Origin of the sequence: Massilia sp. ST3 (genome assembly GCF_018119405.1) — a bacterium.
In the GTDB taxonomy this organism is placed as follows: domain Bacteria; phylum Pseudomonadota; class Gammaproteobacteria; order Burkholderiales; family Burkholderiaceae_D; genus Telluria.
Genome location: NZ_JAGPWC010000008.1, coordinates 1 through 21,443, shown reverse-complemented (window position 1 = coordinate 21,443; position 21,443 = coordinate 1). Strand labels below are relative to the sequence as shown.

Here is a 21,443-nt window from a genome sequence, read left to right as displayed (position 1 = left end):
CGCGGTGATGCTCAGGTCAGAAGCGGTAGGTCAGCGACGCTTCCACGGCGCGGCCGAACAACGGACGCGCGTTGATCGGGCCGCTGGCGTTGCCACTGGTAAGGCGCGAGTTGCCTTCGGTCAGGCCCAGTTCGTTGGTCAGGTTGGTCGCGCTGACGCGGAACTCGAGCTTGTCCGACAGCTCGGCCAGCACGCCCAGGTCCACGGTCTCGTACGAAGGCAGGAACTGGGTGTTGGCCTGGTCCGCCCAGCGGCTGCCGACGCGCGAGAAGGTGCCGTACACGCGCACCGCCTGGTCGCCCAGCGGGATGCGGTAGCTCGGCGAGAAGCGGAACTGGAACTTCGGCTGGCGCTGCACCGTGTTGCCCTCGATCGCCGGGTTGTCGCGGTACTCGGAATCCTGCCAGTTGCCGGTCAGCTGGAGCTGCAGGCCGGCCAGCGGACGCACCGCCAATTCGAATTCCGCACCCTTGCCCTTGGAACCGCTCACCGAGTACAACACGCCGCTGGTGGTGATCTGCTGGAAGGAGATGCCGGTGAAGTCGGTGAAGAAGGCGTTCACGTAGGCGCTGTACAGCGGGGTCGCGGTCTTGAAGCCCACTTCCAGCTGCTTGACTTTCGGGGTCGGCACGCGCGAGCGGTCGTCCAGCACCGCCTGGCTGCCGGCGTTGCGCATGTCGTCGAAGTAGATGAAGGTGTGGCCCTGGTTGGCGCGCACGAACACGCTGCTGTCCTTGCCCAGCTTGTACAGGCCGCCGACGGTGAAGGAATTCACCGAGTCGTCGCGCGACAGGCCGGTGAAGCTGCCATCCGGGGTCGAGGTGCCGTTGTTGTAAAGGGTCAGCGGGTTGCCGTCCGGGTCGACCGTGGTCAGGTTCGAGATGGTGGCGTTGAGGCGCTGCTTCTCGCGGCGCATGCCGGCGTCGAGCTTCAGGCGGTCGCTGACGCGCCATTCGTCGGCGATGAAGAAGGCGGTGTTGTCGCCGTCGTAGGACGCGACCGGCGCGTAGAAGATATTGCCTTCCTTGCCCTTGTTCGAGACCACCGCGCCATTGTCCAGGCGCACGTCGATCAGGCGCGCGTTCGGGGTGGCCGTCATCAGGTGGCTGTTACCCAGGAACCAGGTGTCCTTCGACGAGTAGTTGGCGACGTAGCCGCCGGCGGTCAGGGTGTGGTTGGCGCCGATGTCGCGGCTGACGCGGAATTCGTCGGTGAAGGAGCGCAGCTTCTTCTCGACCGCCCACAGGCCGGCCTGCACCACCTGCTGGTTAGGATCCACCACGCCGCCGCCGCTGGCATAGGTCATGGCGCCGCCGGTGGCCGGGCGGCCGGCCGCGGCGACGGCCGCGGCATTGCCGTTGGCCGAAGCGATGGCGCCGCTCAGGTAGTCGCCCGCGCGCAGCGGGTTGTTACCCGTGAACATGGCGATCGTATTCAGATCGGCGTTGAAATAGTTCAGCTTGTTCGACACCTGCCAGCCGTTCAGGTTTTGCTGGAACTCGGCGCCGAACACGTTGGACTTCAGGCCGCGGCCGTCGCCCAGGTCGTAGTTCAGGGTGCGGCCGGGCGCGGCCTCCACCGTGAACAGGCGCATTTCGTTGCTCATCAGGGTGCCGGTGAGCGGATCGAAGCCCGGGAATTCGCTGATGGTGCGCCCTTCGTTGGCCGACATCAGCGGCACGCCGGTGTAGAAGGCGTTCTTGTCGTTGGTCGAGCGCATGTACAGGTTCAGCTCGCCCTGGTCCAGCTTGCGGGTCAGGGCGGCGGACAGCTGGCCGCCGTCGTCGGCCGGGAAGCCGGACTTGCGCACGCCGTCGGTCACGCGGTAGAAGCCGCCGATCATGCCGTACCAGCCTTCGGCGATCTTGCCGCTGTAGACGCCGTCGACGCGGCGCAGGTTGCCGGTGCCGCCGGTGACGCGGATCGAGCCTTCCGGCGTGTCGGTGCCTTTCTTCATGATGAAGTTCATGGTGGCGCCCGGCTGGCCGGCGGAATAGATGGTGCTCGGGCCGCCGCGCAGCACTTCGACGCGGTCGATGGTGTCGTCCAGGCGGAAGGAGGACGAGCCTTCGAAGAAGGACAGGACCGGCACCGGATAGATCGGGTTGCCGTTCATCTGCACCGAGACGAAGGGCGAATCGCTGCCCGAGGGGAAGCCGCGCACCTGGATGTTGGCGCCCGACTGGCCGCCGGTGGATTCGGCGTAGGCGCCCGGCACGATCTTCATGATGTCGGCGGTGCTGATCGGGGCGGCGGCCTTGAGCTGCTCCTCGCTGGCGGTGGTGATGCTGAAGGCGGCGTCGATCTTGCGGGTGCCGGCCGCCGACGCGGTGCCGGTAACGACCACCTGCTGGATCTCTTTCTGGACTGCGGAAGGCGTTGCTGGAGCATCGGCCGTCCCGGTTTCCTGGGCCATGGCCTGGCAGTGCGCGCCCAGTGCAAGGACGGCGAGGGCGATGGCGGACAGCTGCGGGAACTTCGTCGTGGTTGTCATGATTGTTAGCTCTCTGTTGTATGAAAATCGTGCCGGCGGGGCGTCTCCTCCCTGCCTGTCCCTTCCTGATCAATGATCTGTCGGGAAAGTCGTGCCATTGAATCATCGAATGTTATCGATGTCAACGGGATTGTTATCGATGTCATTTGATGTCGACAAAACAAAAAGTTCTGTCATAATGCATGCCGTATTGAAGCACTCGACAAGACATGGCACCGGCAAAGCAAAACAAGGTAAAGGGCGACGCGCTCCCGACGATGGAAGACCTGGCGAAGATCGCCGGCGTCTCGACCATCACGGTGTCGCGCGCCCTGCGCGACAGCCCACTGGTGACCGAGAAGACCCGCGAGAAGATCCGCCAGCTGGCGGTCGAGCAGGGTTACCGCTTCAACATCAGCGCGCGCAACCTGCGCATGCGCCGCTCGTATTCGGTGGCGGTGGTGGTCGAGATGACGCCGGTGAAAGGGCGTCCGATGTCCGATCCCTATCCGCTCGAACTGCTGGGCGGCATCACCCAGGAGCTGACCACGGCCGGCTACAGCGTGGTGCTGACCTCCAAGCAGCTGCTCGACACCGCTCCAGTGCAGGGCGCCGACGGCCTGATCCTGCTGGGCCAGGGCTCGCACGGGGAGGCGGTGCGCACCCTGCAGCAGACCAAGCTGCCGCTGGTGGTGTGGGGCGCGCCCGAGCGCGGCGGCGACTACGTGGTGGTCGGCAGCGACAACCGCAAGGGCGGCGCCAGCGCGGCGGAGCGCTTCATCGACCAGGGGCGGCGCAAGCTGATCTTCCTGGGCGACGTCGACCATGCCGAGGTGCAGGAGCGCTGCGCCGGCTTCATCGACACGCTCGCCAGCCGCGCCACCGTCCATATCCTGCGGCCCAAGGCCTTTACCTTCGAAGCGGGCTTCGACTCGGTGCAGACCCTGCTCAAGAAGAAGCCGGGCATCGTCTTCGACGGCTTGTTCGCCGCCAGCGACCTGCTGGCCATGGGTGCGATCCGCGCCCTCACCGAGGCCAGCCTGCGGGTGCCGGACGATATCTCCGTCATCGGTTACGACGATACGCCGGGAGCGGCCAGCTTCGTGCCGCCGCTGACCAGCGTGCACCAGTACCTGCGCGACGGTGGGGTACTGCTGGCCAAGAAAATGCTGGCCATGATCGAAGGCCAGCCGAGCGAATCCGAAATGCTGCCCACAACACTGATCGTGCGGCAAACCTAAGCCTCTTTTACCAAGAACCCAGCACCACCGAGCAAGCAATGCCGCGATGAGGCGGCCTAGACGAGGAAACCGAAGTGAACCATGTTATCGATGTCATCGACGCTGTCCCCGCCGAGCCCTGGCAGATCCGCGAGACCGCGCCCCTGGGGCCGCGCGCCTTCCTGCACGAAACCCTGTTTGCGCTCGGGAACGGCTACATCGGCCTGCGCGGCACCCACGAGGAGGGCGGGGCGGCCGGCCTGGAAGGCAGCTACCTGAACGGCTTCCACGAGACCGAGGCCATTCACTATCCGGAGAACGCTTACGGCCTGGCGCGCACCAACGAATTCATGCTGAACGTCCCGAACGCCAAATGCATCGCCCTGACGGTCGAGGGCGAGCGCTTCGTGTTCGACGCCGGCAAGCTGCTGGCCTACGAGCGCCGCCTCGACTTCCGCAAGGGCGTGCTGGAGCGCACCGTGGAATGGGAAAGCCCGCTGGGCCACCGGGTACGCATCGATAGCCGGCGCGTGGTGTGCTTCGGCCGCAAGCACTTGGCGGCGATCGAATACCGGGTCACGGCCCTGAACTTCGCCGGCCGCGTGGAGATCGCCTCGCGCATCGACAGCGAAGTGAGCAACCTGCAGGCGGGCGACGATCCGCGTGTCGGCTCGGCGGTGACCGGCCCGGCGCTGTCGGTGGCCGGCCGCGAGCAGGATGCGGACGGCGAGCTGCTGCTGCAGCGCACCCGCAACAGCGGCTTCCTGCTGGCGACCGGCATCCGCCATGCGGCGAGCGGCGCGACGGATGCCGGCCTGCGCGAGGGCGCCCACGTCGTCAAGGCCCGGCTGGCCGAGGGCGAGGCGCTCACCCTGCACAAGTTCATCGCCTACGCCAGCTCGCGCGACGTGGCCGAAGCCGACGTGGCGCGCCTGGCCAGGGAGGAACTGGCGCGCGCCGCCCAGGACGGCTTCGCCCACCTGGTGGCCGAGCAGGGCGTCTACCTGGAACGCTTCTGGCGCGAGGCCGACGTGGCCATCGCCGGCGACGACGCGCTCCAGCAGGGCGTGCGCTTCAACCAGTACCACCTGCTGCAGTCGGTGGGCCGCGACGGCCGCACCAACATCGCCGCCAAGGGCGTCACCGGCGAAGGCTACGAAGGCCACTATTTCTGGGACACCGAGATCTACGTCTTCCCCTTCTTCCTGTTCTCGCGCCCGGAAATCGCGCGCGCGCTGCTGCAGTACCGCTACAACGGCCTGCCCAAGGCGCGCGAGCGGGCGCGCCAGATGTCGCACGCGACCGGGGCCCTGTACCCGTGGCGCACCATTGGCGGCGAGGAATGCTCGGCCTATTACCCGGCCGGCACCGCGCAGTACCACATCAACGCCGACGTCGCCTATTCGATCCGGCTCTACCTGCTGGCTACCGGCGACTTCGACTTCATCGCCGAGTACGGCGCCGAGATCGTGCTGGAGACAGCGCGCATCTGGAGCGGGATCGGCGGCTACGACCGCGCAGGGCGCTTCTGCATCAACGAAGTGACCGGCCCGGACGAATACACGGCCCTGGTCAACAACAACTACTACACCAACGCCATGGCGCGCATGCACATGACGTTCGCCGCCGACATGGCCGAACGCCTGCGCGCCGAGCGTCCGCAAGACTACGCGCGCGTGCTTGCGGCGATCGGGCTGGAGGAGGGCGAGATCGCCGCCTGGCGCGCGGCCAGCGCCGCGATGCGCCTGCCCTATGATACGGCCCTGGGCATCCACGAGCAGGACGACAGCTTCCTGTCCAAGAAACCCTGGGACTTCGCGAATACGCCCAAGGACAAGTATCCGCTGCTGCTGCACTACCACCCGCTGGTGATCTACCGCCACCAGGTGTGCAAGCAGGCCGACGTGGTGCTGGCCCTGCTGCTGCTGTCCGACGAATTCACGCTGGACGACAAGCGCCGCGACTTCGATTTTTATGAAGGAGTGACCACCCACGATTCCTCGCTGTCCTCGTGCATCTTCAGCATGGTCGCCAGCGAAGTCGGGTATGCCGACAAGGCCTACCACTACTTCATGGAGACCGCGCGCCTGGACCTGGACAATACCCACGCCAATACCGAATACGGCGTGCACACCGCCGCCATGGCCGGCACCTGGCTGGGCGTGGCCTACGGCTTCGGCGGCATGCGCCTTACCGGCAGCGGCCTGCGCTTCGCGCCAACCCTGCCGGCCAAGTGGACCAGCTACCGCTTCCAGGTGCATGTGCAGGGCGCGCTGCTGGCAGTGACAGTCGACACCAGGGGTGTCCACTATCGCCTGGCAGATGGCGAATCGCTCGCGTTCACCCACCACGGAACCCCCGTCGCGCTGACGGGTTCCAATCCCGACATCCGCATGGAGGCAGCATGAGCCGCACCGCAGGCCGCTACAAGGCCGTGATTTTCGACCTGGACGGCGTCATTACCGACACCGCGCATTATCATTACCTGGCATGGAAGCGGACCGCCGATTCGGTCGGCGCGCCCTTCGACGAGGAGTTCAATGAGCAGCTCAAGGGTGTTGACCGGATGGGATCGCTCGCACTGATCCTGGCGCGCGCACCGCGCAGCTTCTCGAACGAGGAAAAACTGGCCCTGGCCGACGCCAAGAACCGTCACTACCAGGAACTGATCGCGACCATGACCCCCGGCGACCTGCTGCCCGGTGCCCTGGACGCGCTGGAGGCGGTGCGCGCCGCCGGCCTCAAGACCGGGCTGGCCTCGGTCAGCAAGAACGCCTTCACGGTGCTGGACCGGCTGGGCATCCGCGACCGCTTCGACACCGTGGTCGATGCGGCCCAGATCGCCAACAGCAAGCCGCACCCGGAGATCTTCCTGACCGCGGCGGCCCAGCTGGGGCTAGCCCCGGTAGACTGCCTGGGAGTCGAGGATGCGGTAGCGGGCGTCGCCTCGATCAAGGACGCCGGGATGGTGGCGGTCGGGGTCGGCAAGCCGGAGGTGTTGACCCAGGCCGACCGGGTGATCCCTTCGATGCTGGAATTCCGGCTGGAAGACTACTGAACGAGACAGCACGCGATAATAACCACTACTAGGAGACAGCGTGAACCAACGCCGCATACTGCTCGCACTTTTCCTGATCTACTTCGTGTTCGCCATCCTGCTCAACAGCGTGGGCACGGTGATCCTGCAGGTGATCAACAACTACGGGGTCGACAAGTCCTCGGCCAGCGTGCTGGAAGGCTTCAAGGACTTGCCGATCGCGATCGTGTCCTTCCTGGTCGCCTCCAGCCTGCCGCGCTTCGGCTACAAGAAGGCGATGCTGCTGGCCCTGGCGATTGTCGCAGTCGCCTGCCTGGCCATGCCGCTGCTGCCCGCCTTCGGCACCGCCAAGCTGCTGTTCCTGTGCGTGGGCGTGGCCTTCGCCCTGGTCAAGGTGTCGGTCTACACCACCGTGGGCCTGGTGGCCCAGGACCGCAAGCAGCACGCGGGCATCATGAACACCCTCGAAGGCTTCTTCATGGTCGGCGTGCTGTCGGCCTACTGGATCTTCGGCTGGTTCATCGATTCGGCGAACCCGGCCTCGACCAGCTGGCTGAACGTCTACTGGGTGCTGTCCGCCCTGTGCGCGCTGACCTTCGTGCTGGTGCTGTTCACCCGCTTCGACGAGCGCGAGGCGGCGCCGCCCGCCAGCCGCGGCCCGGTCCACGACTTCATGGAGATGCTGCGCCTGTTCTTTCGGCCGCTGGTCTGCGTGTTCGTGCTGACCGCCTTCCTCTACGTGCTGATCGAGCAGAGCGTGGGCACCTGGCTGCCGACTTTCAACAACGAGATCCTCAAGCTGCCGGCAGCGATGAGCGTGCAGGTGACCAGCATCTACGCCTTCTGCCTGGCGGTCGGGCGCCTGTCGGCCGGCTTCATCATGCGCCGCCTGAACTGGTTCCCGGTGATGGTGGGCTGCGTGCTGGCGATGGGCGCGGTCGTGCTGCTGGCGCTGCCGCTCAGCCACGGCGTGGCGCATGACCCGAACGTGAGCTGGGCCAGCGCGCCGCTGGCGGCCTTCGTGTTCCCGCTGATCGGCCTGTTCATGGCGCCGATCTACCCGGGCATCAACTCGGTGATGCTCAGCTCCCTGCCCAAGCACCAGCATGCGCCGATGACCGGGCTGCTGGTGATCTTCTCGGCGCTGGGCGGCACCACCGGCTCGATGGTGACGGGCTATGTGTTCGGGCGCTACGACGGCCAGTTCGCCTTCTACCTGACCCTGGTCCCGATCGCGCTGGTGCTGGTGGGCCTGTTCTTCTTCCGGCGCCAGGTCGAGCGCAGCGCCGCCGGCGTGGCCGGCCCGCAGGTGGCCTGAGAGGCCCAAAGGGCTCAGGCCGCCGCCGCGTCCTTGTGCTCCCGCGCGGCGGGCGCGGGCGCGGCGCCCTGGGTACGGATATAGGCCGCGGTATCGGCGGCGCGCAAGGCGCGCGAATAGTAATAGCCCTGGATCTGGTCGCACTCGGCCTTGCGCAGGGCCGCCACCTGGTCCGCCGTTTCCACCCCTTCGGCCACCACCACCAGGTGCAGGCGGTGGGCCATGGCCACGATGGCCTGCACGATGGCCAGCGACTCAGCGCTCTGCGTCATGTCGGTGATGAAGGACTTGTCGATCTTGAGCTTGTCGATCGGCAGGCGCTTGAGGTAAGAGAAGCTCGAGTAGCCGGTGCCGAAGTCGTCGATGCTGAGGGTGACGCCCAGTTCGCGCAGGCGCCGCATGATGGAGGCGCTCGCCCCCGGGTCGGTCATCGATACCGATTCCGTCAGCTCCAACTCCAGGGTGCGCGGCTCCACCGTGGACGCACGCAGCAGCTCGTCCACCAGGGTCACCACGTCGGTCTGCAGGAACTGGCGCGCCGACAGGTTGACGGCCACGGGGATCGGCGGCAGGCCTTCCTCGCGCCAGGCCGCCAGCTGGGACACGGCGGTGCGCAGCGCCCATTCGCCGATGGCCACGATCAGGCCGGTTTCCTCGGCGATCGGGATGAATTCGTCGGGCCGGATCAGGCCATATTCCGGATGCTGCCAGCAGACCAGGGCCTCGAAGCCGGCGATGCCGCTGCTGCGCAGGCAGATCTTGGGCTGGTAGGTCAAATAGAGCTCATTGTGCTCGGCGGCGCGGCGCAGGTGGCTCTCCAAGGTCAGGCGGCGGCCCTGTTCGCGCCGCAGCGCGTTCGAGAACTGGTGGATGGCCCCGCCGCCCAGCGATTTCGCGTAGCGCATCGCCAGCGCCGCACTGGTGAGCAGGGCGTCGGCGTCCTCGCCGTTGTCCGGATAGCGCGCGTAGCCGATGCTGCAGGTCAGGGCGATCTCGTTCCCGCCCGAGATGATCTGCCGGTTCACCGCGTTCAGCAGGCGCTCCAGCAGGGCGCGCGCCCGGGTGTCCTCGCCCGCGCTGTTGTCCGCGCTGTTGCCCGGATTGTCGGCCACATCGCCCAGCAGCACGATGAATTCGTCGCTGCCCGCGCGCGCCAGCATGTCGCCGTCGCGCAGGTTGTCCTGCAGGCTGCGGGTGATCGCGACAAGCGCCTCGTCGCCGGCGCGGTGGCCGAGCAGCTCGTTGAGGCGCTTGAAGCGGTCCAGGTTGATGCAGGCGACGATGGCGTGCTCGCCGCGCTCGCGCCAGCCCGCGATGCCGTTCTGGATCGCCCGTACCAGGGCCGGGCGGTTGGCCAGGCCGGTCAGCATGTCGTGGTTCAGCAAATAGGCGACCTGGCCCGCCGCCGGCAAGTTCATCCCGGCCGGGCCGGCCTCCAGCTCCTGCTGCAGGGCCTGGGCCGCTTGCGCCAGCTGGCGGTGGTAGATCTGCTGTTCCACCAGGTGGGCCAGCTCGCGCAGGTCTTCCAGCTCCTCGCCGCTCAGGGTGCGCGGCTTGTGGTCCATGATGCACAGGGTGCCGAGTTTCATGCGGTCGACCGAATGCAGCTGCACCCCGGCATAGAAACGGATGCCGGGACCGCCGACCACCAGCGGGTTATCCGAGAAACGGGGGTCAATGGCGGCGTCGGGCACCACCAGCGGTTCGTCGGTCAGGATCGCATGGCCGCAGAACGAGACGTCGCGCGGGGTCTGCTGCAGATCCGTGCCAGTGCGGGACTTGAACCACTGGGTGTCCTTGCCGACCAGCGAGATGACGGCCATCGGCACCATCAGCAGGCGCGCGGTGAGGCGGGTGATGCGGTCGAAGGCTTCCTCGGGACCGGTCCCGAGCAGGCTGGTCGCGTGGAGCGACGCAATGCGGTGGGCTTCTTCTGGCGGAATACGCGGTTTTTCCATGAGGTAATTCCATGCCGCCCGTCCAGCGGGCATTGGACGCATTACGCCAGATGTGCCGGACATTTGCAAACGCCGTCCTGCTGTGCGCGCCCCTGGCGCCGGCGGTCCGGCCGCCGGGCTCACGCCGCCTGGCGCGCGGCGCCATGGCGCAGGTACTCGCCCACCCAGGCCGCGAGTCCGGCCAGCGGCAAGGCCATGCCGGCCATCAGGGCCGCATGCCAGCCATGGCGCGCGTACAGCCAGCCGCCCGCGCCGGAACCCAGCGCGCCGCCGAGGAAGAACAGGGCGAAGTACAGGCCGTTGAGGCGGCTGCGCAGGTCGGCGCCCAGGGCGAACAGGACGCGCTGGCCGAGCACCAGGTTGGCGGCGACGGCGGCGTCGAGCACGATCGCGGCCATGGCCAGCAGCCCCAGCGCCAGCCAGTGCGGCAGGGAGGCGGGCGCCAGCAGGGGCAAGGCGAAGCTGGCGGCGCCGAGCGCCAGTGCCGCGCCGGTGGCCGGCAGGGTGTGTCCGGCGTCAGCCAGGCGGCCGGCGATGGGCGATGCCACGGCGCCCGCCATGCCGACCAGGGCGAACACGGCGATCCCTGCCTGGCTCAGGCCGAATGCGGGGCCGGCCAGCGCCAGCGGGGCCACGGTCCAGAACAGGCTGAAGGCGCCGAACAGGCCGGCGTGGTAGAGCGCACGGCGGCGCAGCACCGGGGTCGTGCGCAGCACGGTCCAGAGCGAGGCGATCAGGGCGCGGTAGGGCAGCGTCGCGGCCGGCCGGCGTTCGGGCAGCCTGGCGCGCAGCACGGCGGCCAGCAGCAGCACCAGCACGGCGGCGATGCCGAACACGGACTGCCAGCCGGCCACGCCAGCCAGCAGGCTGGCGGCGGGGCGGGCGACCATGATCCCGAGCAGCAGGCCGCTGACGACCTGGCCGACAACGCGGCCGCGCACGGCTTCTGGCGCCAGGTGGGCCGCGAAGGGCACCAGTACCTGGGCCACCACGGCGCCCAACCCGATGCCGAGGGCCGCCAGCAGGAACTGCCAAGCGCTTCCGGCGGTGGCGGCCAGCACCAGCGCCGCGCCCGTAGCCAGCAGGCCGCACACGACCAGGCGGCGGTTCTCCAGCAGGTCGCCCAGCGGCACCACGAACAGCAGGCCGAAGGCATAGCCGGCCTGGGTCAGGGTGACGACCAGGCCGGCGGCGGACGCCGGCATGCCGATGGCGGCGCTGATCAGGCCAACCAGCGGCTGGGCGTAATAAAGGTTGGCGACGATGATGCCGGCGGCGCCGGCCAGCAGGAAGACCATGGCGCGCGTGGGCGTTTCGGGCGTGGTTGAAGACATGCGGGGCTCCAGTTCGTATGGGTGCGTGACGGTATGGGCCATTGTAGGGAGGGATGAGGTAAAGATAATCTGGGCATAATGCATCCATACATGTCATTTTTTCTGAACAATCATGGACAAAGTCAAGGCGATGCAGGCCTTCGTGCGGATCGTCGAGGCCAACAGCTTCTCGAAAGCCGCCGAGACCCTGAACCTCCCGCGCGCCGCCCTCAGCGCCGCGATCAAGAACCTGGAAGGCTACCTGGGCGCCCAGCTGCTGCAGCGGACCACGCGCCGCCTGTCGCTGACGCCCGAAGGCGAGCGCTACTATCGCCAGTGCGCCGACATCCTGGCCGCGATCGAGGCGGCCGAAGCCGACTTCCTGGGCGAATCGGCGCGCCCGCTGCATGGCAAGCTGCGCATCGACCTGCCGGGCAGCCTGGGGCGCGCCCTCGTCCTGCCGCGCATCGCCGCCTTCCGCGCGGCCTATCCGGAGCTCGCACTCAGCATCAGCCTGAGCGACCGCCTGGTCGACCTGACCCAGGAGGGCATCGATTGCGCGGTTCGCGTGGGCGCGCTGCAGGACTCCGCGCTCATTGCCCGGCCGCTGGGCTGCATGCGCTTCGTGCTGGCGGCCGCCCCCGGCTATCTGGCGCGGCGCGGCAAGCCGGCCGGGGTGGAAGACCTGGCGGCTCACGAAGGCATCGTGCATTTCTCGGGCCGCACCGGCCGCCCCTTCGACTGGGAGCTGGATACGCCGGACGGCACGCGCAAGGTGGCGGTCGGCGGCGCGCTGGCCATCAACGACGCCGAGGCCAACCTGTGCTGCGCGCTGCAGGGCCTGGGCCTGGCCCAGCTGGGGCGCTACCAGGCGCGCCGCCACCTCGAGAGCGGAGAGCTGGTCGAGGTGCTGCCGGGTGTACGGCCGACCTCGATGCCAGTCTCGCTGCTGTATCCGCGCGGCCGCATGGCCAGTCCGCGCCTGCAAGTCTTCGCCCACTGGCTTGCGGGGCTGTTCGCCGAGGACCGGGATCTTGCCTTGGAGGATGATCGAAAATTTCGATGATAGGGCGGCAAATTATCCGTTTTTTATCCTGGTGGCGGACGCGCATAATGACTCCATCGCATCGAACACGACGCGGCGAAGCGCAGTAAAACACAGTGCCTACCGTCGAAGCGTTTGATGATTCCCAATCACGAAAGGAGCACACCATGTTGGACGTACGTAAAAGCAACGATCGCGGCGCCGCAAGCTTCGGCTGGCTGAAATCCCGTCACACCTTCTCTTTCGGTCACTACCACGACCCAAAGCACATGGGTTTCGGCCCGCTGCGGGTGATCAATGAAGACCACGTGCAGCCCGGCCGCGGCTTCGATTCCCATGGCCACCGCAACATGGAGATCATCTCCTATGTGCTGGATGGCGCCCTGGAGCACAAGGACAGCATGGGCAACGGGTCGGTGCTGCGCTACGGCGACGTCCAGCGCATGAGCGCGGGCAGCGGGGTGGTGCACAGCGAGTACAACCACTCGAAAACCGAAGGGGTGCATTTCCTGCAGATCTGGATCGAGCCGAATACGGTCGGCGAAGCGCCCGGCTACGAAGAGAAGCATTTCGATACGGCGTCGAAGACCGGCCGCCTGCGCCTGATCGCATCGGCCGACGGCCGCGAAGGCTCGGTCTCGATGCGCCAGGACGCATCGATCTACGCCACCATCCTGAACGGCGCCGATGCGGTCAGCCACCAGCTGGCCGCGGGACGCCAGGCCTACGTCCATGTGGTGCGCGGCAGCGTCACCGCCAACGGCGTGGCGCTCAATGGCGGCGACGCCCTGAAAGTGACCGCGGAAGACCTGGTCACCCTGGAGCAGGCCGAAGCCGCCGAAGTGCTGGTGTTCGACCTGCCGCAGTAAGCCACGTGCCGCCCCCGACGGGGCGGCCTTCACCTCAGCAACAGAACAGGGAGCAAGCCATGCAAGTGACAGCCGCACGCGGTAAGGGAAAGATGCAGCACGTGATCCAGATCGGGAGGCACCAGCTGCTGACCGACATCCCCGAGGCGCTCGGGGGGGAAGACAGCGGCCCGGAACCGCACGACATCCTGGCCGCCGCGCTGGCCGCCTGCACCGCGCTCACCGTCAAGCTGTACGCGGCGCGCAAAGGCATGGCGCTCGACGACATCCGGGTGCGCATCGACCACGGCCAGCAGGACGGCGCCTACCTGTTCAAGCGCCACATCGAGTACGTGGGCGCCCTGGGCGACGAAGACAAGCAGCGCCTGACCGACATCGCCAACAAATGCCCGGTGCACAAGACCTTGTCGGGCGTGATCCGCATCGAGACCGAGGCGGTGTGAGATGTGCCGCTCAGCCCAGCCCGGTGAGCGTGGCCCCGCAGGGTTCGGCGATCATGCGGGCGAAGGGCGAGCTGCTGCGCACCCGGTCGATCCACCACCTGAGCGCGGCGCCGTCCTCGCCGCTGCGCCAGGCCAGGTAGAAGGTTTCCTCGGCCTTGGGTTCGACCACCTGTTTCTCGACCAGCAGTCCTTTGCCGATGGCGGGCCGGGCCCAGGCCTCGGGCAGGAAGCCGAAGCCGAGGCCGCGCACCTGGAATTCGTACTTGGTGATCATGTCGGGCACGGCCAGGGTGTCCTGGCCGAACAGCAGGCCGACGGTGCGTGCGCCCAGCAGGCGCGCCGAGTCCGACACCGAGACCGCGCGGTGCGGCAGCAGGTCGGCCTTGTCGAGCGGACCGTCGGCCGAGGCCAGCGGGTGGCAGGGCGCGACGGCGAACACGAAGCGGCTGCTGCCGATCGGTTCGAGGGTGTAGCCGCCGCCGGAAGGGCCTTCGCCGGCGGCGCCGACCAGCAGGTCGACGCGGCGGTCGAGCAGGGCGTCCCAGGTGCCCGACAGGGACTCGCGCACGATGCGCAGCCGGGTCTGGTCGGCCACCCCGTAGAAGGCGGCGATGTCGGGCTCCAGGCCGGCGGCCGAGAGCATCGAGTCCATGCCCAGCGCGATCTCGGTTTCCCAGCCCGAGGCCACGCGCCGCACGCGGGATTCGAGGTCGCCCGCCGCCTTGAGCAGGTAGCGGCCTTCCTTGAGCAGTTCGCGGCCGGCCGGCGTCAGGGCCACCTTGGGGCCGAAGCGGTCGAACAGGCGCACGCCCAGGTCGTCCTCGAGCTTGGACACGGTGTAGGAAATGGTCGAGGGCACGCGGAACAGTTCCTTGGCCGCGCTGGCGAAGGAGCCCTTGCGGGCAATGGTTTCGATGATCTGGAGGGCGTCGAGGCTGAGCTTGAGCAAGGGGCTGTCCTGTGGTGGCGGTCCCGACATGGTAGCGGCTTTGGCCGGCCGGCGAAAAGAGCAATCTGATTCTAGCGCCGGGACGTCCGGGTGACGATACTGGTAACAGGTGGCGCCGGCCTGCGGCGCCGACAAGCAAAGGAGCGGACGATGTACCTGATTTCATTAGGCGCCGGCATCCTCGCCGGCCTCCTGTACGGTTTTCTCAACGTGCGCTCGCCGGCGCCGCCCGCCATTGCCCTGGTCGGCCTGCTGGGCATGCTGATCGGCGAGCAGGTGGTGCCGGTGGCCAAGCGCCTGATCGAGGGCGCGCCGCTGAGCGCAGCCTGGTTCGCCCAGGAATGCCAGCCGAAGATCACCGGTGTTACGCCGAAGGCCGACGAGCCGCAGCAGCATAGCTGAACCCTATTTCCCACGGCCGCGGTCACGCCCCGGCCCTTACTTGACCAGAAGGAGAGACATCATGAGCAATCCAAAACTCGAAGTCCTGACCCCGCAGAACTCGCAGCTGATCATCATCGACCACCAGCCGCAGATGGCCTTCGGCGTGCAGTCGATCGACCGCCAGACCCTGAAGAACAACGTGGTCGGCCTGGCCAAGGCGGCCAAGGCCTTCAACATCCCGACCGTGATCACCACGGTCGAAACCGATTCGTTCTCGGGCAAGACCTATCCGGAGATCCTGGACGTGTTCCCGGATCATAAAATCCTGGAACGCAGCTCGATGAATTCCTGGGACGACCAGAAGGTCCGCGACGCACTGAAGGAGAACGGCCGCAAGAAGGTGATCGTGGCCGGCCTGTGGACCGAAGTCTGCAACACCACCTTCGCCCTGTGCGCCATGCTGGAAGGCGACTACGAAATCTACATGGTGGCCGACGCCTCGGGCGGCACCTCGAAGGATGCGCACGACTTCGCCATGCAGCGCATGGTGCAGGCCGGCGCCGTGCCGGTGACCTGGCAGCAGGTGCTGCTCGAATGGCAGCGCGACTGGGCGCACCGCGACACCTACGAGGCCGTGATGAAGATCGTCACCGAGCACTCGGGCGCCTACGGCATGGGCGTGGACTACGCCTACACCATGGTGCACAAGGCCGCGGCCCGCAACCAGGGCCGGAACGAAGTACTGGCTCCGGTCCCCGCACCGGTGCGCTGAGCGCCGCAGCCTGAACCCGGCCCGCGCCAGGCGCGCGGGCCGGCACGCATCAACCCGCCGGCGCCAGCCCATGGCGTCCGGCGCCTCCAGGAGTACAAGATCATGCCAACACAGCCGACCCAGGGCCAGGACACCTCGCCCGCGCTCATCCTCTTCAACGGTTGCTTCCACACGGTGGACAAGAGCCAGCCCCAGGCCAGCGCGGTCGCGATCCGCGACGGCCGTTTCCTGGCCGTGGGCGATACCGACGACGTCATGCGCCACCGCAGCGAAGGCAGCCAGGTCATCGACCTGAACGGCCGCACCGTGATCCCGGGCCTGAACGACTCGCACCTGCACCTGATCCGCGGCGGCCTGAACTACAACCTGGAGCTGCGCTGGGAAGGCGTGCCGTCGCTGGCCGATGCGCTGCGCATGCTGAAGGACCAGGCTGCGCGCACCCCGCATCCCCAGTGGGTGCGCGTGGTGGGCGGCTGGAACGAATTCCAGTTCGCCGAACGCCGCATGCCGACCCTGGACGAAATCAACGCCGCCGCGCCGGATACCCCGGTCTTCATCCTGCACCTGTACGACCGCGCGCTGCTCAACCGCGCGGCCCTGCGTGCGGTGGGCTACACCAGGGACACCCCGAATCCGCCGGGCGGCGAGATCCAGGTTGATGCCGCTGGCAACCCCACCGGCATGCTGATCGCCCGTCCCAACGCGATGATCCTGTACGCCACCCTGGCCAAGGGCCCGACCCTGCCGCGCGAGCTGCAGGTGAACTCGACCCGCCAGTTCATGCGCGAGCTGAACCGCCTGGGCCTGACCAGCGCGATCGACGCCGGCGGCGGCTTCCAGAACTATCCCGAGGACTATGCCGTCATCGAGGAGCTGGAGAGCGCCAACCAGCTCACCATCCGCATCGCCTACAACCTGTTCACCCAGAACAAGGGCAAGGAGCTGGAAGACTTCCAGCGCTGGACCGGCATGGTCACGCCGGGGCAGGGCAGCGACTTCTACCGCCACAACGGCGCCGGCGAGATGCTGGTGTTCTCGGCCGCCGACTTCGAGGACTTCCTCGAGCCGCGTCCCGACCTGGCCGCCGGCATGGAGGACGAACTGGAAAAGGTGGTGCGCCACCTGGTCGCCAACCGCTGGCCCTTCCGCCTGCACGCCACTTATGACGAATCGATCTCGCGCATGCTGGACGTGTTCGAGAAGGTCGACCGCGACATTCCCTTCGACGGCCTGTACTGGATGTTCGACCATTGCGAGACCATCACGCCGCGCAACATCGACCGCGTGAAGGCGCTCGGCGGCGGCATCGCGATCCAGCACCGCATGGCCTTCCAGGGCGAATACTTCGTGGACCGCTACGGCGCCGAGGCCGCGCGCGCCACCCCGCCGGTCAAACGCATGCTGGAAACCGGCGTCCCGGTGGGCGCCGGCACCGACGCCACCCGCGTGGCCAGCTACAACCCCTGGACCGCGCTGTACTGGCTGGTGTCCGGACGCACCGTGGGCGGGCTGCCCCTGTACGGCAGCGCCGGCCACCTGCCGCGCAGCGTCGCGCTCGAACTCTGGACCACGGGCAGCGCCTGGTTCTCGAACGAACAGGGCAAGAAAGGCAAGATCCAGGAAGGCATGCTGGCCGACCTGGCCGTGCTCTCGGCAGACTTCTTCAGCGTGGACGAGGAGGAGATCAAGTCGATCGAATCGGTGCTGACCGTGGTGGGCGGCAAGATCGTGTACGGTGCGGCCGAATTCACGGCGCTCGGGCCGCCGCCGCTGCCGGTGCTGCCGGAATGGTCGCCGGTGCAGAAGGTGCCTGGTCATTACCGCAAACCGGCGCCCCAGCCTGCCGTCGCCAGCCTGGCCCACCAATGCCGCGGCGCCTGCGGCGTGCACGCCCACGAGCACGACCGGGCGCGGCGCTCGAATATGCCGGTGTCGGACTTCGGCGGCTTCTGGGGCGCGCTGGGCTGCAGCTGCTTCGCGTTCTGACATGCGGGCCGCCTCCTTCCAGCGCCTGCAGGGCGTGAGCATGGGCCTGCTGGCGGGCTATGTCGACACCCTCGGCTTCATCGCCCTGTTCGGCCTGTTCACCGCCCACGTGACCGGCAACTTCGTCCTGATCGCGGTCTCGCTGGCCGAGCCGGCGCAGACGCCTTCCTTGCTCAAGCTGCTGGCCTTCCCGGCCTTCATCCTGGGCGTGGCGGCGGCGCGCCTGCTGGTGGCAGGCTGCGAGCGGCGCGGCGTGTCGGCGGTCAAGCCGACCTATGCGCTGCAGCTGGTGCTGCTGCTGGGCTTCATGGCCTGCGGCATGCTGGCCGAGCCGGTCGGGAACAGCGCCGGCCCCCTGGCGATGGCGGCCGGCCTGCTGGGCACCCTGGCGATGGGCGCGCACAGCGCGGCCAGCAAGCTGCTGCTCACCCACCTGGCGCCGACCTCGATGATGACCGGGAACGTCACCCAGCTGGTGATCGACGGCGTCGACTGGCTGCGCGGCGCGGGCGACGCCGCCACCCGTGCGCGCTGCGGCAAGTTCTTCTGGCCGGTGGCGGCCTTCGCCCTGGGCTGCGCCATGGCGGCCTTCGCCTACCTGGCGGTGGGCTTCGTGGCGCTGGCGGTGCCGGTTGCGTTACTATGCCTGCATCTGTGGCTACCCGAACCAAGCGCTCCATGAACAAGAACCGGCTCGAGGCCTTCAGCGACGGCGTGATCGCCATCATCATCACGATCATGGTGCTGGAGCTGAAGCCTCCGCACTCGGCCGACCTGCACCACGTGGCCGAAGTGCTGCCGGGCTGGCTGCGCTACGCCCTCAGCTACGTCTACGTGGGCATCTACTGGGTCAACCACCACGCGCTGTTCGAGCGCGTGGCGCGGGTCGACGGGCGGGTCCTGTGGGCCAACCTGCACCTGCTGTTCTGGATGTCGCTGATCCCCTTCGTCACGGCATGGGCAGGCGAGAATCCGATGGCCTCGGGCCCCGTGGCCCTGTACGGCGTGGTCCTGCTGCTGTGCTCGGTCTCGTTCACCTTGCTGTCCTGGACCCTGGAGGCCGGCGGGGGCAGGGGCGTCGTGCGGGCCCTGTCCTGGCGGAGCGGCAAGAGCCGCCTGTCGATCGCCCTGTATGCGCTGGCGGTGCTGCTGTCGCTGGTGTACGCGCCGCTGGGCGCCGTGATCCACGTGCTGCTGGCCATCCTGTGGCTGGCGCCGGCGCGGTCGGAAGGAAAGGAAGCATAAGTGAAGATGAACGACAAACCGATCCGCGTACTGGTCGCCGACGACCACCCCTTGATGCGCGAAGGGATCGCCGCCGTGATCGGCAGCCAGGCCGACATGGAAGTGGTCGGCGAGGCGGCCGACGGCCAGGAGGCGGTGATCCTGCACCGGAGCCTGCGGCCGGACGTGACCCTGGTCGACCTGCAGATGCCCCGGCTCAACGGCATGGAAACCATCCAGGCGATCCGCGCCGAGTCGCCCCAGGCCTGCCTGGCGATCCTCACCACCTTCCGCGGCGACGCCCGCGCCATGCAGGCGATCAAGGCCGGGGCCCAGGGCTACCTGCTGAAAAGCGCGCTGCGCAAGGAGTTGACGGACGCGGTGCGCCAGCTGGCGGCCGGCCACCGGTATTTTCCGCCCCAGATCGCGGCCGAGCTGGCCGAGCACCTGGGCCAGGAAGCGCTGACGGTGCGCGAACTGCAGGTGCTGGAGCTGATCGCGCGCGGCCACGCCAACAAGCAGATCGGCGCAGGACTGGGCCTGTCGGAAGACACGGTCAAGGGCCACATGCGCAGCATCATGGACAAGCTGGGCGCGAACAACCGCACCCATGCGGTAACGATCGGCATCGAGCGCGGCTTCATCGAGATCTGAGGCGCGACCCAAGAGGAAGAGCGCGAACCCCCACTTTCGTGGGGGATGGGGCTGCCCCGATCTTGTCTGTTCACGAAAGCCCCCGGGCATCAACATTGTGTCTTGAACGCGCCGTTCAGACACACCGGAGATACCCGTGCAGCTTGCCCCGTCGACCCCGTCCTCCACCCCCTTCGCGCCGACGCGCCCGATCGGCCTGCGCTTGCCGCGCCAGCCCGCGGGCGGCCTGTCCGACTGGCAGGTGCGGCGGGTCACCGCCCACATCGACGCCAACCTCGGCGCCACCCTGCGCACCGGCACCCTGGCCGCGCTGCTCGGCCTGAGCGTCAGCCATTTCACGCGCGCCTTCAAGCACAGCGTGGGCGTGCCGCCCCGTGTCTACGTCATCCGGCGCCGCCTGGCGGCGGCCTGCGAGGCGATGCTGGTCTCGAGCGAACCGCTGACCGTGATCGCCCACCACCACGGCTTCTGCGACCAGTCGCACTTCACCCGCACCTTCCACGAGGTGATCGGCGTCGCGCCGCAGGCCTGGCGCCGGCGCCAGGGGTGGGCGCTCGAAGCCGCCTAGAGAAGCGGCCCAGGGAGGTGGGCGGGGCATGGCGAACGGTCGCATGCGTGCATTTTTGGTATGGTAGCGGCTGCCATCCAAACCAGGAGTGCCACCCGATGTTCGATTTCATCACCAAATTCCTCGAATCCAGCGGCTATCTCGGCGTCTTCGCCCTGATGGCGCTGGAGAACGTGTTCCCGCCCATCCCTTCCGAGCTGATCATGCCCTTCGCCGGCTTCGTCGCCGCCCGCGGCGACCTCCACGTGGCCGGCGTGCTGATCGCGGGGACTGCGGGATCGATCGCGGGTGCCTTGCCCTGGTATTACGCGGCCAGGATCTACGGCAAGGAGCGCCTGGAAAAGTTTGCCGATAAGCATGCCCGCTGGATGACGGTGACCCACGGCGAGATCGACCATGCACTGGAGGCCTTCGAGCGCCACGGCCGCAAGGTGGTGCTGTTCGGCCGCCTGATCCCGGCGATCCGCACCCTGATCTCGGTGCCGGCCGGGCTGGCCTGCATGCCGATGGGGCAGTTCCTGCTGTACTCGACCATCGGTTCGCTCATCTGGACGGCGATCCTGACAAGCGCCGGTTTCCTGCTCGAGAGCCAGTACGAGCGCGTGGCCGACTATGTCGACCCGGTGTCGAAAGGCATCCTGGTCCTGCTGCTGGCCTGGTACGTCTACCGCGTCATCACCTGGAAGCCGGCCAAGGCCTGAGCGGGCCAGCGCGGCGCGGGCATTTTCCGGGTTTGGCTACAATCGGCATGTTCGCATGCGGATGTTGGTAGATGAAGAACCAGTTGTTGGAAGATATCGGCGACGCCCAGCCGGCCTTGCCACCCAGATCGCGCAGCAGTGCGCCGCCGCCTACGCGGCCCGCGCCCGGTAGCGCCGCGCGTCCGCAGGTATGGCGCGGCCGCCGCCCGCCTGTCGAGCAGCCCGCCCGGCCGCCGCTGCCGCCGGCGCCGCCGCCGGACCTGACGGTTCCGTCGTCCGAGCCGCCGCCAGATCTTTTCTCTTTTGCAAGTCAGCAGCCGGACCTGTCGATCCAGTTGCCCGACGAACCAGTCCCGTGGATGGAGCGCTGGGGCCGCAAGGCATTCGGGTGGACGCTCGCCGCCGTTGCAGTGGCGGGCCTGGCCGGCGCCGGGCTGTGGCTGTACGGCGAGACCCAGGTCGAATCGACCCTTGCCCTGGTGGCGGACCAGACGCCGCCGGCCGCGCCCGCGCCGCCGCCCGCCATGCC

Annotated in this window: 19 protein-coding genes and 1 pseudogene; 16 read left to right on the top strand and 4 right to left on the bottom strand. The window is 67.8% G+C overall.

All coding sequences use genetic code 11. The features are described from left to right. Positions 1 to 16: 16 nt before the first annotated feature. Positions 17 to 2,494 carry a TonB-dependent siderophore receptor gene (locus tag KBW98_RS04260; RefSeq protein ID WP_211518890.1) on the bottom strand — a complete coding sequence of 826 codons (2,478 nt, stop codon included), beginning with the start codon at positions 2,492 to 2,494 and terminating at the stop codon, positions 17 to 19. Positions 2,495 to 2,703: 209 nt separating this feature from the next. On the opposite strand from KBW98_RS04260, the gene KBW98_RS04255 reads away from it, so the two are divergent. The 4 genes from KBW98_RS04255 to KBW98_RS04240 all read left to right on the top strand — a co-directional run bounded on the left by KBW98_RS04255 (position 2,704) and on the right by KBW98_RS04240 (position 8,048). Beyond that, positions 2,704 to 3,714, top strand: a complete 1,011-nt coding sequence (locus KBW98_RS04255) for a LacI family DNA-binding transcriptional regulator (RefSeq protein WP_229428966.1) — start codon at positions 2,704 to 2,706, stop codon at positions 3,712 to 3,714. Between the two features lie 74 nt (positions 3,715 to 3,788). Continuing rightward, positions 3,789 to 6,101 (top strand): glycoside hydrolase family 65 protein, encoded by a 2,313-nt coding sequence (locus KBW98_RS04250; RefSeq protein ID WP_211518889.1) that lies wholly within the window; start codon positions 3,789 to 3,791, stop codon positions 6,099 to 6,101. Then, positions 6,098 to 6,751: a beta-phosphoglucomutase gene (gene pgmB, locus KBW98_RS04245; RefSeq protein WP_211518888.1), complete on the top strand. Its 654-nt coding sequence runs from the start codon at positions 6,098 to 6,100 to the stop codon at positions 6,749 to 6,751. The genes KBW98_RS04250 and pgmB overlap by 4 nt, the downstream gene beginning before the upstream one ends. Positions 6,752 to 6,791: 40 nt before the next feature. Continuing rightward, positions 6,792 to 8,048 (top strand): MFS transporter, encoded by a 1,257-nt coding sequence (locus KBW98_RS04240; RefSeq protein ID WP_211518887.1) that lies wholly within the window; start codon positions 6,792 to 6,794, stop codon positions 8,046 to 8,048. 14 nt (positions 8,049 to 8,062) lie between these two features. Here KBW98_RS04240 and KBW98_RS04235 read toward each other — a convergent pair whose 3' ends face one another. Both KBW98_RS04235 and KBW98_RS04230 read right to left on the bottom strand, forming a co-directional pair. After that, positions 8,063 to 10,006, bottom strand: coding sequence for a sensor domain-containing phosphodiesterase (locus KBW98_RS04235; protein WP_211518886.1), 1,944 nt, complete (start codon positions 10,004 to 10,006; stop codon positions 8,063 to 8,065). A gap of 119 nt (positions 10,007 to 10,125) precedes the next feature. Then, a complete protein-coding gene (locus tag KBW98_RS04230) occupies positions 10,126 to 11,340 on the bottom strand; it encodes an MFS transporter (protein ID WP_211518885.1) in 1,215 nt (404 codons plus the stop codon). Between the two features lie 112 nt (positions 11,341 to 11,452). On the opposite strand from KBW98_RS04230, the gene KBW98_RS04225 reads away from it, so the two are divergent. The 3 genes from KBW98_RS04225 (at position 11,453) to KBW98_RS04215 (ending at position 13,676) form a co-directional block, all read left to right on the top strand. Beyond that, positions 11,453 to 12,385, top strand: coding sequence for a LysR family transcriptional regulator (locus KBW98_RS04225; RefSeq protein WP_211518884.1), 933 nt, complete (start codon positions 11,453 to 11,455; stop codon positions 12,383 to 12,385). Between the two features lie 146 nt (positions 12,386 to 12,531). Next, positions 12,532 to 13,233: a pirin family protein gene (locus KBW98_RS04220; protein ID WP_211518883.1), complete on the top strand. Its 702-nt coding sequence runs from the start codon at positions 12,532 to 12,534 to the stop codon at positions 13,231 to 13,233. Positions 13,234 to 13,292: 59 nt separating this feature from the next. Further along, the gene (locus KBW98_RS04215) at positions 13,293 to 13,676 is read left to right on the top strand and encodes an OsmC family protein (protein ID WP_211518882.1); all 384 of its coding nucleotides are present in this window, start codon (positions 13,293 to 13,295) and stop codon (positions 13,674 to 13,676) included. Positions 13,677 to 13,686: 10 nt separating this feature from the next. On the opposite strand, the gene KBW98_RS04210 is transcribed toward KBW98_RS04215, so the two are convergent. Further along, entirely contained in the window at positions 13,687 to 14,625 is a 939-nt protein-coding gene (locus KBW98_RS04210) for a LysR substrate-binding domain-containing protein (RefSeq protein WP_211518881.1), read from the bottom strand. A 150-nt stretch (positions 14,626 to 14,775) separates the two neighbouring features. Between KBW98_RS04210 and KBW98_RS04205 the strand changes: the two genes are divergently transcribed. The 9 genes and pseudogenes from KBW98_RS04205 to KBW98_RS04165 all read left to right on the top strand — a co-directional run. Then, entirely contained in the window at positions 14,776 to 15,027 is a 252-nt protein-coding gene (locus KBW98_RS04205) for a XapX domain-containing protein (protein ID WP_211518880.1), read from the top strand. Between the two features lie 61 nt (positions 15,028 to 15,088). Then, on the top strand, positions 15,089 to 15,781 hold the full coding sequence (locus tag KBW98_RS04200; protein WP_211518879.1) for a hydrolase: 693 nt from the start codon (positions 15,089 to 15,091) through the stop codon (positions 15,779 to 15,781). Positions 15,782 to 15,883: 102 nt separating this feature from the next. After that, positions 15,884 to 17,767, top strand: coding sequence for an amidohydrolase (locus KBW98_RS04195; protein ID WP_211518878.1), 1,884 nt, complete (start codon positions 15,884 to 15,886; stop codon positions 17,765 to 17,767). A 1-nt stretch (position 17,768) separates the two neighbouring features. Next, the gene (locus KBW98_RS04190; protein WP_211518877.1) at positions 17,769 to 18,449 is read left to right on the top strand and encodes a YoaK family protein; all 681 of its coding nucleotides are present in this window, start codon (positions 17,769 to 17,771) and stop codon (positions 18,447 to 18,449) included. Continuing rightward, entirely contained in the window at positions 18,446 to 19,012 is a 567-nt protein-coding gene (locus KBW98_RS04185) for a TMEM175 family protein (protein WP_211518876.1), read from the top strand. Before KBW98_RS04190 ends, KBW98_RS04185 begins: the two co-directional genes overlap by 4 nt. Before the next feature lie 6 nt (positions 19,013 to 19,018). Continuing rightward, entirely contained in the window at positions 19,019 to 19,645 is a 627-nt protein-coding gene (locus KBW98_RS04180; RefSeq protein ID WP_211518945.1) for a response regulator transcription factor, read from the top strand. A 136-nt stretch (positions 19,646 to 19,781) separates the two neighbouring features. Further along, the gene (locus KBW98_RS04175) at positions 19,782 to 20,213 is read left to right on the top strand and encodes an AraC family transcriptional regulator (RefSeq protein WP_211518875.1); all 432 of its coding nucleotides are present in this window, start codon (positions 19,782 to 19,784) and stop codon (positions 20,211 to 20,213) included. A 98-nt stretch (positions 20,214 to 20,311) separates the two neighbouring features. Next, a complete protein-coding gene (locus KBW98_RS04170) occupies positions 20,312 to 20,914 on the top strand; it encodes a DedA family protein (protein WP_211518874.1) in 603 nt (200 codons plus the stop codon). An 83-nt stretch (positions 20,915 to 20,997) separates the two neighbouring features. Beyond that, a pseudogene (locus tag KBW98_RS04165) lies at positions 20,998 to 21,443 on the top strand (hypothetical protein); the annotation flags it as partial.

What these genes read in the sequence shown, in the direction of transcription:
- pgmB (WP_211518888.1), top strand. Translation starts at nt 6,098, where the DNA reads ATGAGCCGCACCGCAGGCCGCTACAAGGCCGTGATTTTCGACCTGGAC.
- KBW98_RS04220 (WP_211518883.1), top strand. Translation starts at nt 12,532, where the DNA reads ATGTTGGACGTACGTAAAAGCAACGATCGCGGCGCCGCAAGCTTCGGC.
- KBW98_RS04215 (WP_211518882.1), top strand. Translation starts at nt 13,293, where the DNA reads ATGCAAGTGACAGCCGCACGCGGTAAGGGAAAGATGCAGCACGTGATC.
- KBW98_RS04195 (WP_211518878.1), top strand. Translation starts at nt 15,884, where the DNA reads ATGCCAACACAGCCGACCCAGGGCCAGGACACCTCGCCCGCGCTCATC.
- KBW98_RS04200 (WP_211518879.1), top strand. Translation starts at nt 15,089, where the DNA reads ATGAGCAATCCAAAACTCGAAGTCCTGACCCCGCAGAACTCGCAGCTG.
- KBW98_RS04235 (WP_211518886.1), bottom strand. Translation starts at nt 10,006, where the DNA reads ATGGAAAAACCGCGTATTCCGCCAGAAGAAGCCCACCGCATTGCGTCG.
- KBW98_RS04180 (WP_211518945.1), top strand. Translation starts at nt 19,019, where the DNA reads ATGAACGACAAACCGATCCGCGTACTGGTCGCCGACGACCACCCCTTG.
- KBW98_RS04225 (WP_211518884.1), top strand. Translation starts at nt 11,453, where the DNA reads ATGGACAAAGTCAAGGCGATGCAGGCCTTCGTGCGGATCGTCGAGGCC.
- KBW98_RS04185 (WP_211518876.1), top strand. Translation starts at nt 18,446, where the DNA reads ATGAACAAGAACCGGCTCGAGGCCTTCAGCGACGGCGTGATCGCCATC.
- KBW98_RS04205 (WP_211518880.1), top strand. Translation starts at nt 14,776, where the DNA reads ATGTACCTGATTTCATTAGGCGCCGGCATCCTCGCCGGCCTCCTGTAC.
- KBW98_RS04255 (WP_229428966.1), top strand. Translation starts at nt 2,704, where the DNA reads ATGGCACCGGCAAAGCAAAACAAGGTAAAGGGCGACGCGCTCCCGACG.
- KBW98_RS04190 (WP_211518877.1), top strand. Translation starts at nt 17,769, where the DNA reads ATGCGGGCCGCCTCCTTCCAGCGCCTGCAGGGCGTGAGCATGGGCCTG.
- KBW98_RS04230 (WP_211518885.1), bottom strand. Translation starts at nt 11,340, where the DNA reads ATGTCTTCAACCACGCCCGAAACGCCCACGCGCGCCATGGTCTTCCTG.
- KBW98_RS04170 (WP_211518874.1), top strand. Translation starts at nt 20,312, where the DNA reads ATGTTCGATTTCATCACCAAATTCCTCGAATCCAGCGGCTATCTCGGC.
- KBW98_RS04260 (WP_211518890.1), bottom strand. Translation starts at nt 2,494, where the DNA reads ATGACAACCACGACGAAGTTCCCGCAGCTGTCCGCCATCGCCCTCGCC.